Annotated in this window: 11 protein-coding genes; 4 read left to right on the forward strand and 7 right to left on the reverse strand. The window is 62.0% G+C overall.

Annotated features, from left to right (window positions below):
• The coding region (locus BLU35_RS34300; protein WP_143033017.1) for a transposase at positions 1 to 454 on the forward strand (454 nt) is incomplete at its 5' end.
• Between the two features lie 284 nt (positions 455 to 738).
• Here BLU35_RS34300 and BLU35_RS34305 read toward each other — a convergent pair.
• Positions 739 to 1863: a sensor histidine kinase gene (locus BLU35_RS34305; RefSeq protein WP_210185185.1), complete on the reverse strand. Its 1125-nt coding sequence runs from the start codon at positions 1861 to 1863 to the stop codon at positions 739 to 741.
• A 201-nt stretch (positions 1864 to 2064) separates the two neighbouring features.
• On the opposite strand from BLU35_RS34305, the gene BLU35_RS34310 reads away from it, so the two are divergent.
• The gene (locus tag BLU35_RS34310) at positions 2065 to 5169 is read left to right on the forward strand and encodes an autotransporter family protein (RefSeq protein WP_176907591.1); all 3105 of its coding nucleotides are present in this window, start codon (positions 2065 to 2067) and stop codon (positions 5167 to 5169) included.
• Positions 5170 to 5201: 32 nt separating this feature from the next.
• A complete protein-coding gene (locus BLU35_RS34315) occupies positions 5202 to 5708 on the forward strand; it encodes an invasion associated locus B family protein (RefSeq protein ID WP_162752525.1) in 507 nt (168 codons plus the stop codon).
• 40 nt (positions 5709 to 5748) lie between these two features.
• Here the strand turns inward: BLU35_RS34315 and BLU35_RS34320 are convergent, their stop codons facing one another.
• Together BLU35_RS34320 and BLU35_RS34325 are read right to left on the reverse strand one after the other, a co-directional pair.
• The gene (locus tag BLU35_RS34320) at positions 5749 to 7542 is read right to left on the reverse strand and encodes a PAS domain S-box protein (RefSeq protein ID WP_093236456.1); all 1794 of its coding nucleotides are present in this window, start codon (positions 7540 to 7542) and stop codon (positions 5749 to 5751) included.
• 201 nt (positions 7543 to 7743) lie between these two features.
• Entirely contained in the window at positions 7744 to 8502 is a 759-nt protein-coding gene (locus tag BLU35_RS34325) for a sulfite exporter TauE/SafE family protein (RefSeq protein ID WP_093236457.1), read from the reverse strand.
• Positions 8503 to 8743: 241 nt separating this feature from the next.
• Here BLU35_RS34325 and BLU35_RS34330 point away from each other — a divergent pair, with 241 nt between their 5' ends.
• Positions 8744 to 10087, forward strand: a complete 1344-nt coding sequence (locus tag BLU35_RS34330; RefSeq protein WP_093236458.1) for an aminotransferase-like domain-containing protein — start codon at positions 8744 to 8746, stop codon at positions 10085 to 10087.
• Positions 10088 to 10123: 36 nt separating this feature from the next.
• Here the strand turns inward: BLU35_RS34330 and BLU35_RS34335 are convergent, their stop codons facing one another.
• From BLU35_RS34335 to BLU35_RS34350, 4 genes are all read right to left on the reverse strand, one after another.
• Positions 10124 to 10588: a MaoC family dehydratase gene (locus tag BLU35_RS34335; protein ID WP_093236459.1), complete on the reverse strand. Its 465-nt coding sequence runs from the start codon at positions 10586 to 10588 to the stop codon at positions 10124 to 10126.
• A 42-nt stretch (positions 10589 to 10630) separates the two neighbouring features.
• Positions 10631 to 12241, reverse strand: a complete 1611-nt coding sequence (locus BLU35_RS34340; protein ID WP_093236460.1) for a DHA2 family efflux MFS transporter permease subunit — start codon at positions 12239 to 12241, stop codon at positions 10631 to 10633.
• Between the two features lie 46 nt (positions 12242 to 12287).
• Positions 12288 to 13490, reverse strand: a complete 1203-nt coding sequence (locus BLU35_RS34345; protein ID WP_093236461.1) for an HlyD family secretion protein — start codon at positions 13488 to 13490, stop codon at positions 12288 to 12290.
• Between the two features lie 402 nt (positions 13491 to 13892).
• Positions 13893 to 14509 (reverse strand): hydrolase (locus BLU35_RS34350; RefSeq protein ID WP_093236462.1); only part of this gene is annotated, 617 nt, incomplete at its 5' end.

The following is a 14509-nucleotide window of genomic DNA, read 5'->3' on the forward strand; positions in this document are numbered from 1 at the left end:
GGTTGTGGCCGCCTACCAAGCGATGCGCGGCGTTGCATTCATGACAGCGGTCACCTTTGTCGTCGAAATCGGCGACGTCAGGCGCTTTGATAATCCCCGTCAGTTGATGGCGTATCTCGGTCTCGTGCCGTCGGAGAGCTCAACGGGCGAACGGGTCAAACGCGGCGGGATCACCAAGGCGGGCAACGCAAGGGCGCGTCGGGTCCTCATAGAAGGCGCCTGGACATATCGCTTCCCCACGCGTGTGAGCCCGACGATCCAGGCGCGGCTCGAGAGCCTTCCAAGGGCCGTTCGTGAGATAGCCTGGAAAGGCCAGGTGAGGCTTTGCGCTCGCTATCGCAAGCTGATGGCGGCCGGCAAGCAGAAAGTGGTCGCGGTCACCGCCATTGCCCGAGAAATGGCAGCGTTCCTGTGGGCGATCGGGCAGGAGGTCGCTCCTACAGCAAAGCCCTGAGCCGATAGCTTGAAGAGCAACGCTTAACCGAAAAATTGTAGTCATCTGCTGTTGGATAAAGATGGAGACAGGGCTCCGGTGGGGAACCCTCGCGGACCCTATGTGGCGGATAATTCCAAGCCCGAAATTAGACAGAGGCAGCCCCAGACGAACACACGGAAATGCGGTACCCAATCCGCGCATAAGAGTATGCCAGCCGTCGTCAAAATGCCCTGTCCCCTCCTTTGTTCAACAGCTCCACGCATGTGCTTTCGTCGCCAAGACCGGAAAGGAAACAGTCATGACTAAAGACCTTGCAAACGAACATAAGAGGGTCCAGCTATCCGCAGGGGCATGGTGATTGATGCGCGAAAACGTTGCGGCGCCACGAGCCCGGATATGAAGGCGCCCGTCTCCGGGAACCGTGCGTTGATTCGGTCGGCGACGTTCTTGAGCCCCGTACCGGTGCCGGTTGGCTTTTTGGCGCTCAACCGCGGCCCGGCCGTCAGGTCGTTTTCGACCGAAAGCTCGAGGGTTTCGCCACGTCGCGCGGCCGTGATGAGGATCTCGACCGCGCCGACCGAACAGCCGACGCCATGTTTCACGGCGTTCTCGATCAGCGGCTGAAGTATGAGGCTCGGCACGAGCGCCTGCTCAAGCCCGAGTGCGATGTCGAGTTTGATCCGCATACGGTCGGAGAAGCGCTCGCCCTCTATGTTCAGATAGCCGAGCTGCAGCGCCAGTTCGTCGGCCAGACAGACGTCCTGCATCGGGTCGAGTTCGAGCGTGGTGCGCAGGAAAGAAGAAAGCGAAAGCACCATGCGGCCGGCCACCGTCGAAGCCCCCTCTTCGATCAGACCGGCAATCGAATTCAAGGTGTTGAACAGGAAATGCGGATTGACCTGGTAGCGCAGCGCTCGCATCTGCGCCGCCAGTGCCTCCTCCCGCGTCACGGCGAGGCGGCGCTCGCGCTCGCGCAACTCGAAATTGGCGAGAAGCGCGATGTAGAGAAACGCCCATCCGTGGAAGAGCGCCATACAGTAGATGATGGTGTAGCCAACATTGGTCCAGTTGATGTCGCCCGGGTCGCCATGTTCGATCAGGCCGTGGCAGAGGAAGTCGACGCCGGCATTGATGGCCGCCGCCACGAGCGAAAGGGCGGAGCCGAGCAGAAGCTTGAAGAGAATGGACCTCTCTCTAAAATGAAGGAGGATCGCCGCCATTGCATAGGACATCAGCGTCCCGTTCAACATCAGGATCAGGGTGATTGGCGCGATCTTGATCGGGTCGTATCCGAGGATCGCCCACAACGCGCTGCTGATGACGAACTGCATGAACTGGTAGAGGAAGCCGAAGGAGAGCGTTGCCCGGCGAACGCCCGCGAGATACTCTGCTTCTTCCGCCGAAATCGTGCCATTTGTTCGCGCCATGCAAGGCTTTATCCGCGAAGTCGGCACGCTTGTCGATTGACGCTCGTCGGCGAAATCAAGCCGTTTGCAGAAAGCCACAGCCCTTCAGCGCTGCAATTTGCCGTTTGCAGAAAGCCGAATTCTCCCCCTTCGCGGGCTTGCTATAGCCGGCCCATGACCGCGCTTTCCCGGCGTCACCGTTCGCCTGGGAGTTGTGCGCCCATGGATGCAAAGGAAAAGGGGCAGACATTGAATATCTGTGCAAAGGCGGACGTTTCGAGGATCAACCTTCTGAGTTCGACAGCGCTAGGCCGCGTCGGTCTCGTCTCGATGATGCTGGCGGCGGTGCCGCTCGTGCCGTCGCCGGCAAAAGCGGCCGGACTGCTTGTTCCAAACGACGAGACTTGGTCCAGCGACCAGACGATCAATGGCAATCTCGTGATCCGCGGCGGCCCCGCTGGCGCGACCCTGACCATCAATAACGGTGCCGACGTCAAGAGCCTCAACGGCTACATCGCCGACGGGAGAGGCAGCGTAGGTACGGTCGTGGTCTCCGGTTCCGGGTCGACCTGGGACATTGTCGATGCCAATCCGAACGGTTACCGCGTGCTTTTTGTCGGCGGTTTTGAGGGGGGCATCTACGGCGGCAAGGGCACGCTGATCGTCGAGAACGGCGGCAAGGTATCCGCCAAGGAGACGCATGTCGGCGCTCTGCAGGAGGGCGACGGAACGCTCGTAGTGCGTGGTGCCGGCTCCATGCTTGCCACCGACTATCTGGGTGTCGCCGATGGCGCCCTGACGCTCAACACGGCTGCGGTCAGGATCGAGAACGGCGGCCTCATCAACTCCAAGACGGCTTACTTCGAAAACGGCACGGTTCTGGTGACCGGTGAGAATACGCGGTGGGTCAACACCGGAGAGTTCACGGTCGGCGACAGCTTCACGATCGAAAACGGCGCCGTGGTCTCGACCAACACCGCCGTGCTGCGCGAGGATGAGAGCGTCGACACCATTCAGGTCTATGTCGATGGTGCCGGCAGCGAGTTCAAGGTCGCCGACAAGCTGACGATCGGCGAAGCCGGACGGGTCAACCTTTCGGTCGCCAACGGCGCCAAGCTTTCGGCTGGCGGCGGCATCGTGCTTTCCGATATCGGTGGCATAAGCAACGAAGGCATGGGCAACCTGACGATTGGCGGCAAGGTCGACCTGAACAATATCGCTGAGCCACGTGCTCGGCAGGCGCAGGCGGCAGGCACGGTCGATCCGTCGACGAAGATCGATTTTGGCCCGCGGAAGGGCTACGTCAATTTCAACCACACGAACACGGGTTATGAGTTTGCCAACACGCTCGCCGGCAAGGGTACGATCAGCAATTTCTCCGGGGAAACCATCGTCAACGGTGACCTTACGAAATTCAACGGCAAGGTGAACGTTTCCGGTGGAAAGCTGGTTCTGAAGAGTAACCTCGACACGATCGATAACGACCCGGATAACGGCCCCCTGGACTACAGCGAGACCCGGTTCGAAGTGACCGGTGGCACGCTCATCGTCGATGGTGAGACGGGACGGGTACAGGGTGATCGCTTCTATACCAATGAGGTGAACGTGTTCGGCGAGATGAACCGCATCCGCGATCCGAACTCGACCTCTTTCGGTAGGCTCGGCGGCTCCGGCACGGTTGGCGACACGTATATCGACTCCAAGGCGATCATTTCGCCCGGCAACAATTCCACCGGCACGCTGACGGTCATGGGCCGACTGGATATGGCGACCGGTTCGATCTACGAGGCGGACGTTGCCGGTGACGGCCGTTCCGACAGGATCGTCGTCAAGAGCATTGGCACCAACGAAAACTCCGGTATCGCCAAGATCGGCAGCGGCACGAATGTCCAGGTGACCGCCCTCGACCCCAACACGAGCTACAAGACAGGGCAGACCTATACGATCCTGACAGCCGACCGTGCTATTGAAGGAAAGTTTGCCGAGGCTATCTCAAAATCGGCGTTCCTTGAGGTCTCGCTTGACCAGAAGGAGAAGCAGGTCGACCTCAAGATCAAGGTCAAGAACGGCGGTACGAAGCCAGGCGAAGAGCCGAAACCCGGCGAAGAACCCAAGCCCGGTGAACCGAAACCAGGCGAGCCGAAGCCCACCGAGCCCGGCGTCTTCGAAGGCGAGGCTGCGACCGGCAACCAGCGGCAGACGGCACTTGCGCTCAACACACTTGCCCAGAGTGGCCCATCGCTCGGGCTCTACAATGCGCTGACCATCCTCGACGGCGACGCGGCACGTCGTGCCTTCGACCAACTGTCCGGCGAAGTCCATGCTTCGGCGCAGACCGCGCTGATCAACGACAGCAGCCTGCTGCGCAATGCCGCCAACAACCGCATTCGCGACGCTTTCGGCGATGTCGGCGCCGCGAGCGTTCCGGTTCTTGCTTACGGCCCTGAGGACAAGATCACGACCGGTGCCGTCGCCGCCGTCAACGCCGTTCCCGCCGCGCCGCCGGCGATGGTCGGCTGGGGCCAGGTGTTCGGCTCCTGGACCAATACCGACGGCAACGGTAACGCCGGCAGCCTCGATCAGTCGACGGGCGGTTTCGTCACTGGCTTCGATGCGGCAGTCTCGGACAATGCGTTGATCGGCATCATGGCCGGCTACAGCCGGACGAACTTCGACGTCGACAGCCGAGCCTCCAGCGGTGACAGCGACAACTACCACCTGGGCGTCTATAGCGGCGGTCGCTGGGGCGATGTCGCGCTCCGGTCCGGTCTCGCCTACACTTGGCATTCGATCAACACGTCGCGCAGTGTTGCCTTCCCGGGCTTCACCGATCAGCTGAAGGCCGACTATGATGCTGGGACGTTCCAGGCGTTCGGCGAAGTCGGCTACCGCATCGACTTGCCTGATGTGGCGCTCGAGCCCTTTGCAAACCTCGCCTATGTCAGCCTGCACACCGACGGCTTCACCGAGCGCGGTGCCGCGGCCGCCCTGTCGAGCAAGAGCAACACGACCGACACGACGTTTACGACGCTCGGTCTGCGCGCTTCCGCTCCGCTCAGCCTCGGCGCGACAGATGCGAAGGTGCGCGGCATGCTCGGCTGGCAACACGCCTTTGGCGACACGACGCCGTTCTCGACCATGGCCTTCGGCACGGGCAGCGCCTTCTCGGTTGCCGGTACGCCGATTGCCGAAGACGCGGCGATCATCGAAGCCGGCATCGATTTCGCGCTGACCGGCAATGCCAGCCTTGGCGTCACATACACCGGACAGTTCGGCTCCGGCACGACGCAGAATGCGGTCGATGCCAAGCTTGATGTGCGCTTCTGATGCGCCGGCTCGTCTGGCTATCGACAGTGTTGATGGCGACTTTCGTCGCCATCACGCCGCTTTACGGAGAGGACGCGGCGGCCGGGAAGGTTGCCGCGCCCTCTCAGCTTTCTGAAACCTATGAGGACTGGAGCGTCGCCTGCGCCGAGGCCGACGGCAAAAAGCATTGCATCCTGTCGCAACAGCAGTTTCACAAGAGTGGCCAGCACGTGCTGACGCTCGAACTTCGGCCGGCTGAAAACGCCGGTCTGGCGGGGAGCCTCGCGCTTCCCTTCGGCCTCTACCTGGAAAAGGGCGTAACCCTCGGCGTCGATGAGGCGACCGGCGGCAAGCCAACGCCCTTCCGCACCTGCCTGCCCATCGGCTGCATCGTGTCGTTGACGTTTACCGAGGGGACGGTCGCATTGCTGCGCAGCGGAACGGCCCTGAAGATCGGTGCCTTTGCGAGCGATACGGAAAAGAACGTGACGTTCTCAGTGTCGCTCAAGGGATTTGCCGCAGCATTGGATCGTGTGCTTGCGCTCTCGGGCAAGGCGTAAGCCGCTACCGGGCGCGATGCTCGGGGTTACCAATGCGCCGTTAGGGTGCGGTGGGTTCGTCCCACCCACTTTGCAGGGCCGCGTCGACCGAGCACACCAGGCCCGTGGGATGGTAGCTGATCTCCACCTGGCCATTCAGTTCGGCAGCCAACAGCGTTTGAATCAGGCGCGAGCCGAATCCTTTGCGCGATGGCTGCTTTACCAACGGCCCGCCGGATTCCTGCCAGCGCAGCGTCAGACGGGTCGGCGTGCCGGTCTGGAGCGACCACGTGATGGAGACCCGCCCGTTCCCGGTCGAAAGTGCGCCGTATTTGGCGGCGTTGGTGGCGAGCTCATGCAGCGCCAGGGATAGCGACACGACCATCCGCGGCGGAACCTGGATCTGCGGGCCGGAAACGACGAACTTCTCCTGCGAGTAGGGGGAGATCGCCTGGTTGATGATCGCCTTCAACTCCGCCCGTTCCCAGTTGCCATGGGTCAGCAGGTCGTGCGCCCGTGCCATCGAAACCAGCCGCGCTTCAAAAGCCTGCACCTCTTCGGCGTCCGTGCTGTCGCTGCGACCGAGCGTCTGCCGGGCAATGGCCAGGACGGTTGCAAGCACGTTCTTGACCCGGTGGTTCAGTTCACCGACCAGGACGGTCTGCAGGCGCTCGGCCTCCTTCCGCACGGTTATGTCGTGGGCCAGTTTCGAAGCGCCGACGATGCTGCCATAGGCGTCGTAGATCGGCGAAACGCTGAGCAGGACATCGACGCTTCGACCGTCCTTATGGAGCCGTTTGGTCTCATATGGCTCGACCTTGAGACCCGCGCTGACCTGCCTGAGGATCGCGGGTTCTTCGTCAATTCGGTCTTCGGGAACCAGCGTCATGACGGAGCGGCCGACCATTTCCTCGGCCGAATAGCCGTAGAGCCTCTCCGCCCCAGAATTCCAGGTCGTGATCCTCATCCTGAGATCGATGCCCAGAATGGCGTCGTTGGAGGATGCGATAATGGCCGCAAGGCGACGTTCGACCTCTTGGGCCCGCTTGCGTTCGGTGATGTCGACGATGACGGCGGCCGCCTGCCGAAAACTGCCACGCTCGTTGTGAAGCGCTGAGACCGAGTTGGTTACCCAGACAAGACTGCCATCCTTGCGCAAATAGCGTTTCTCGATTTCGTAGCTCTGGCCGGTGCTCGCCATCGCCTTGAACAGCCGGGCGCTTTCGGCGACGTCTTCGGGAAACGTGATGTCGTGCATCCGCATCGTCAGCAGCTCGGTCTCGGTGTAGCCGACGATTTCGCAGAAACGATTGTTGACCAGGAGGAAGCGGCCCGTCAGGTCCATCTGGCAGATGCCGGCGGCCGACTGCGAGAAAATGGCGCGAAGCCGCTCTTCGTTGGCTTGCAGCGCGCCCTCGAATTTCACGCGTTCCGTCGTTTCGTTGACGATGCAGAACACGCCCCGAACCTTCTGTTCCTCGTCCCGGACGGGCGAATAGGAAATATCGAAGTAAACAGTTTCGGGATAACCGTGTCGCTCGATGTAGAAGGGACGGTCTTTCGCGACCACCGTCTCGCCACGTTCCAGCACGCGTCGCAGCAGAGGTTCGAGGTCGCTCCAGAGTTCACCCCAGTTTTCACGCGCCGGGCGCCCCAGTGCGCGAGGGTGCTTTTCTCCGATGGTCGGCGCATAGGCGTCGTTGTAGAGCGCCACGAATTCTTCGCCCCAGAACATCACGATCTGCGCCTGCGCCGGCAACATGATGTCGACCGCAGCCGCCAGACATGGCGGCCAAGCCTCCATGGGGCCGAGCGGGCTGTTGTCCCAGCGGTAAGACTGGATCAACCGACCCATCTCTCCCGCTGCCGTGAAAGGGGCGTTGCTCTGCAGGGTGAGGTACCTCGCTTGAATGGCCAGAGCACTTCAACCCTTTGAGAAACTTAGGTCAATACGCAAAGTGAAAAGCTTTGCAGGCGCAGCTTGCGCAATGTGCCTATGGCGCGAGATGTTGCTCGGTCGCAAGCATCTTCTTTGGGCAGGTTGGCGATGCGGCGGTTAAACGAGAAAGCCGGAAACGCCGTCCCATAGCAGTTTCAGCGCCACCAGGACCAGCAATCCATAGCAGGCGCGATAGACCTGCCGCTGGTCGAGAATACCCTGGAGCCGCCAGCCCAGCGTAACGCCGCTTGGAATGGCGAGCAGGCAAATCGCCATCAGCACTGCGAGATCGGCGGTTGGCTTCGCCAGCAACAGCCACGGCAGGGCCTTGGTTGCATTGCCAACGGTAAAGAAAAGGCTCGTCGTTCCCGCGTAGACCTCCTTACTGAGACCGAGCGGCAGCAGATACATCGCCAGCGGCGGTCCGCCCGAGTGGGCGACCATCGTGGTTATGCCTGAGGCGAGACCGGCAGAAATCGCCTTCGGGGTCGAGCGTGGGCGCGCCGTCACCTCTGCGCCCCTTGCCAGCCACAGGCCGACGAAGAGCAGGGTCGTCGCCGCCATCACGATCGCAACGGTGCGGTGATCGAGAAAGCGGAACAGCAGATAGCCGAGCCCGATGCCAATCATGAGCCCCGGAAGCAGCAGCACGAGGTCGGGACCAGACCAGGTGGTGCGCTTGAAGTAGCGCAACCCATACAGATCCATCGCGACGAAGAGCGGCGCGAGAAGGCCGCCGGCGGTGACCGGGTCCATCACGACCGACAGCAGCGGAATGCCGACTATGGAGAAGCCGCCGCCAAACGCCCCCTTCATGAAGCAGATCAGGAATACCCCGGCAAAGGCGACCAGGATCGTCGGGACGGTCAGTTCCATCGGAGTGTCTCCGCATTCGCGCGCACCTTGAACGCGACAGTGATCGGTTGGTTGAGAAAAACAGGCATTATCTCGTTTCCAGCCCTTGCTTCGGGCGTGCGATGCCGCCAGCCCGAGCGCGCTTCTAAAAGAGCGCTCGGGCCTGCGAAACCGTCGTGGTTCCGGGCGAATTGGATTTGATGAGAATAGAATGATCCGATATAATTCTCGGTGCAATTGAAACATTGTACTCGGTGCAATAATGTCGAGATCGGAATACCTGAAGCTTGCCGACGCGATCGCTGCGGAAATTGCGGTTGGGTCGCTCAGGCCGGGCGACCGCCTGCCGCCGCAGCGCAGCTTTGCCTATGAACGCAAGATTGCCGTATCCACGGCAAGCCGCGTCTATGCCGAGTTGCTGCGCCGCGGTCTGGTTGTCGGCGAAGTGGGCAGGGGCACCTTCATCTCCGGGGAGGCGAGACGTGGCGTGGCGGCGCTCGCAGAGCCGCGTGGTATCCGTACCGACTTCGAGTTCAACTACCCGATTTTGCCCAACCAGACAGCGCTTATCGCAAGAAGCCTGGAGGGGTTGGCTGCTCCTGCCTTGCTCGACGTTGCATCGCGCCAGGCGATCAGCATCGGAACGCCGGCGATCAGAAACATCGGAGCAGCACACCTCTCCAGGGGTGGCTGGTCGCCCAGTCCTGAACACCTCGTTTTCACCGGCAATGGCCGGCAGAGCATTGCTGCGGCTCTCGCGGCTGTCGTTCCGGCGGGTGGTCGCTGCGGTGTCGAGGCTTTGACTTATCCCTTCGTCAAGGGCATTGCCGCTCGGCTCGGAATTGCGCTGGTGCCGCTTTCGATGGACGAAGGCGGGGTGCGGCCCGACTCCGTTGAAAAAGCGCATCGCGAGGCGCATCTCTCGGCCATCTACATCCAGCCGGCGGTCCAGAATCCGCTGGGCGCGACGATGAGTGAGGCGCGCCGGGCCGATCTTCTGCGGGTCGTCGAGATGCTTGATCTTCCTGTTATCGAAGACAATGTCTATGGGTTCCTTGACGACGAGCCGCCGCTTGCCGCGCTCGCGCCGGATCGCTGCATTGTCGTCGACAGCCTCTCCAAGAAGGTGGCGCCCGGCCTGGCGCTCGGCTTCATCGTGCCGCCCGAGCGGCTACGGGAAAGTGTGATCGCCTCTGTGCGTTCGGGTGGATGGACCGCGACGGGATTTGCCTTTGCGGCGGCCGAGCGGATGATGGCCGATGGCACCGTTGCCGCGCTCATGACGATGAAACGCCTTGATGCGCAGGCGCGGCAGAAGCTGGCCGCCGCTCATCTCCTGGGCTTCGAGGTCAAGGCCAACCCAAAGTGCTACCATCTCTGGCTGACGCTGCCGCCCCATTGGCGTTCGCAGACGTTTGTTGCTGCTGCCGCCAGGCGCGACATTGCATTGACCCCGTCGACGACCTTTGCCATCACGCCGGGCCACGCGCCCAACGCGGTCCGGCTCGCGCTGGCCAGTCCGGCAATGGATCAGCTCGACATTGGCCTCAGCAAGCTTGCAGCGCTGCTGAACTCTCGGGAGGACGATTTCGTCTCGACGGAATGAACGTCGCCGCCGCTGCATATTCGGGCTAAATCGGCGTCAACCCACCGCTTTCCGCTGGAGGACGAGTTTGGCCTTGAGGTTCTGCACCACTTCCCCGTGCTGGTTGATGGTGCTGCTGAGAACGACGGCGATGCCTCGATCAGGCTTCGAGCGGGAAGGTATGATCTCCACGACTTCGCTTTCCACATGCAGCGTGTCCCCGGGGCGCGTCGGAGCCGGCCAGTTGATTTCTCCGCCTGCGCCAATGAGACCACCGGCAAATGGCAGGCCCGTCTCGACATTGAGACGCATCGTGATGGCGGCGGTGTGCCATCCGCTTGCAGCCAGACCCCCAAAGAGCGTGTCCTTGGCCTTCGCCTCGTCGATGTGAAAAGGCTGCGGGTCGAACTGCATAGCGAAAGCCTTGATCTGTGCTTCGTCGATCGTGTGGGTCCCGCTTGTAAAGCGTTGGCCCACAAAGAGGTCGTCCAGAAAGAGACGACCGGGCGTCGAACTGTTCATAACCTGCCTCCTCTGAGTGCACGTCTTTTGACCTGCAGACATTCAATGGGCGCCGCCCGCACCTGCGCCACCAAGCTGGATCTTCCGGGTGAAAAGCAGGGCGATGGCGGCGAGCGCCAACACAGTGCCGATCACCGCGAAGGTATCACTGAACCCCAGGATAAGCGCCTGTCGGTGAACCGTCGCGCCGATCACTGCGATTGCCTTGTGTTGTGCAACCGCGACGTCGGATACGCCATGCGCCATGAAGTGCTGGGTCAGATCGCTGATCCGGTCACGGACCTCATCGCGGGAAAGCGTGACGGACTGGCCGATGATGTTGGAATGGAACTGCTCCCGCTTGGTCAACACGGTCGCGAGCGTGGCCGTTCCAACGGCGCCGCCGAGATTACGCAGCATGTTCGACAGGCCGGAGGCGGCGGCCGCGTCGCCAGGCGCGATGCCGGCGGTCGTGATCACCGTGATCGGCGTCAGCACCAGTGCCTGGCCGATGGCACGCACGATATTGGGCACGAAGAACTGGTCACCGGCGCTGTCGAGCGAGAGTGTCGTGTTCATGAAACAGCTGGCTGCGAAGATGCTGATGCCGACGAAACCGACGTAGCGCGCGTCGAACCGCTTCATCAGTGCCGGCACGAGCGGAATGATGAGGAGCTGCGGCAAGCCGGTCCAGGCCAGCACGAAGCCGATCTGCTCGGCATTGTAGCGCTGCACCTGACCCAGATACTGCGGCAGGATGTAGACGGTGCCGAACAGCGCCACGCCGACCAACACATTGACGAGAACGCCGACGCCGAAGTTGCGCTGCTTGAGCAGGCGTAGCTTGACCAGCGGCTTTTCGACCTTGAGCTCGATGATGACGAAGGCGGTCAGAAACACGGCTGCGATCAAGGCGAGCTTGACGATGAACGGCGACTGGAACCAGTCGTCCTTGTTGCCTTCCTCAAGCACGGTCTGCAGAGCCGAGAGCCCGATCGCCATGGTGACGATGCCGGCCCAGTCGCCCTCTTTGAGCAAGGACAATTGCATCGGCTTCTTCTCGAGCGTGAAGTAGAGCGCAACCACCATGATGATGCTTGGGGGCGTGTTGACGAAGAAGATCGACTGCCAGCCGTAGTTCTCGGTGAGGTAGCCGCCGATCGTCGGGCCGATCGCCGGCGCGAAGGTGACGGACAGGGCGAAGAGTGCCAATCCGAACGGCTGCTGCGTCTTGGGCAACCGGGTCAGGATCATCGTGAAAGCCATGGGGATGAGCACGCCGCCCGCAACGCCTTGCAGACCGCGCAACACGATCATCGAGCCGAGGTCATGGGCGAAGGCGCAAGCCGCGGAAAAGATCGGGAACAGGATCGCATTTGCCAGGATATAGCGCCGGAACGAGAAGACGCGGCTGAAGTAGTCGGTAAGGGGGATCACCACGATCTCGCCGATCAGGTAGGAGGTCGATATCCAGGCGCCATTGTCGACGCCGGTGCCGATCCCGCCCTCGATGTCGAGCAGCGAGGCGTTGGTGATCTGGATGTTCAGGATCGCCATGAAGGCACCGATCAGGCCGGCGAGCACCGCGATCCATGCCCTCATGCTCGCTTTTTCAGATGGCGCGGCAGCGGCTGGCAGCGAACCGGGCGCAACTGTATCAGCAATGGTGGACATAACACCCTCCTGCCTTGTCTATGCGTTCACTTGAACGCACGGCGCTCTAGTAGATCTTTCCCAACTTTGACGCGACCTCGGTCGCCGTCGGGTTGGTGTCGATGGTCGGGTAGACCGACATGCCGGGCCGCAAGGTCACCGATCGTGGGGTTCCGCGGTCGAGCACGATCTTGACCGGGATGCGCTGCACCACCTTGGTGAAGTTGCCCGTCGCATTGTCCGGCGGCAGCAACGCAAATTCCTGGCCGCTCGCCGGCGCGATGCTGTCGACGTGACCCTCGAAGACCTGCCCGGGGAAGGTGTCCACTTCCACCGTCACCTTCTGGCCGGGATAGACGTCGGTAAGCTGGGTCTCCTTGTAGTTGGCGACGATGTAAGCCGCCTCCGTCGGGACGACCGCCATCAGCTGGGTGCCGGCCTGCACATATTGACCGACCCGCAGGGTGCGGTTGCCGATCACGCCGTCGATGGGGGCGGCAAGCGCGGTATAGGAGAGGTTCAGGCGGGCCTGGTTCTGCGCCGCCTTGGCGCTGTCGAGCGCGGCCTTCGCCTGGGCGACCTCGGCCCTGATCACGTCGAGTTGCTTGGTTTCATTGGCAAGTGCCGCCGTGTCACGCGTTACCGCTGCACGCGCCGCCGTGATGCGCGAGGCCGCCTGCTGGGCATTCTGGATGGTGCCGAAGCCCTGTCTGGCGAGCTCGGAGTAACGTTTGTCGTCCTGTTCGGCAAAGGTCTGGTCGGCCTTGTCGGCCTCGACGGTCGCCCTTGCCGCGTCGATCGCGGATTGCTGAGCCACCAGGGCCGATTGCTTGTTGGCGATGTTCGCTTCCGCTGCCTCGACTTCGGCCATGGCCCGTTCGAGGCTTACCTTGAAATCGCGGTCGTCGATGTGGGCGAGGATCTGTCCTGCCTTTACCCGTTCGTTGTCAGCCACGAGCACCTCGGCGATATGGCCGGAGACCTTGGGCGCAATCGTCGTGCTGTCAGCTTTCATATAGGCGTCGTCGGTCGACACCTGGAAGCGGCCTGTCGTCCAGTACCCCCACCCGAAATCGGCGGCGGCCGCCAGGGCCGCGAGGGCCACGGAGGCGAAGAGCAGGCCGCGCAGCCAACGCTTCCTTGGCATGTTCGCCGCGGGCGCTACGGCAGGCGGGATCGCAGGCAGTTCCTCCGGGAGCCGGATGGTCGGCATTGTCTCCGCAGTCGGCGAGGGGGTTTCGATGATGGCGATTGGCGTGTGCTGGTTCATGGCCGGTTCCTTTCCCCGGTGTGGCGGGGCGGTCCAAAACGCCGTTCGCCAAATTAGGAAAACTATTGTTTTCTAAAATGCACGCGAGGAGTTGGATTGTCAATCGAATTTGGAAAGCAGTTGCATTCCTTAATGCCAAAGTCGCAATCGAGCGCCCGCGACGGGCTTGCGACACGAGGTGACCCAAGCTGGATCACCACCCGAAAGCCCTAGTCAACGTCCTGCTGGCGCGCGATCCCTGGCCGCAGAACCAGGGCGGGCTTGCGCCCCAGATGGCGCGCGCGAGCTTCCTGCTTCTTCCTCTGAGTTGACATCGCATAAACGGAGAGGCCGGCCCCCTGCGGGGCCGGCCTTGCCATTCATGCCGAAGCGATTGCTAATGTTCGCTGGTCGCGCTGGGGATCACTTTGCCGGGTTCGGGCCGATCGTCTTGCCGTGGCTGACGCGTTCCTCACCCTTGTGAACCATGGTGACGGCGTAATCGATGCCCATGCCGTAGGCGCCGGAATGGTCCTTCACCAGTGCGGTGACGGCATTGTAGGTTTCCTTGTGGGCCCAGTCGCGCTGCCATTCGAGCAGGACCTGCTGCCAGGTCACCGGGACGACGCCGGCCTGGACCATGCGGTCCATGGCGTATTTGTGCGCATCGGCCGAGGTGCCGCCGGAGGCGTCGGCAACCATGTAGATCTCGTAGTCGGTGTCATGCATGCACGACAGCGCGAAGGTGGTGTTGCAGACTTCGGTCCACAGCCCGGAGACGACGATTTTCTTGCGGCCGTTGGCGGCATTTTGGGCCAGCGCATCGCGGACGTTCTGATCGTCCCAGGAATTCATCGAGGTGCGTTCGAGAATGTCGTTTTCCGGGAAGACGGCGAGCAGTTCGGGATAGGTGTGGCCGGAGAAGGACCCGGTTTCGACGGTGGTGATGGTCGTTGGAATGTTGAAGACCTTTGCGGCCTTGGCGAGACCGACGACGTTGTTCTTCAGCACCTGCCGATCGATCGACTGAACGCCGAAGG

Source organism: Sinorhizobium sp. NFACC03 (assembly GCF_900103435.1).
In the GTDB taxonomy this organism is placed as follows: Bacteria; Pseudomonadota; Alphaproteobacteria; order Rhizobiales; family Rhizobiaceae; genus Ensifer.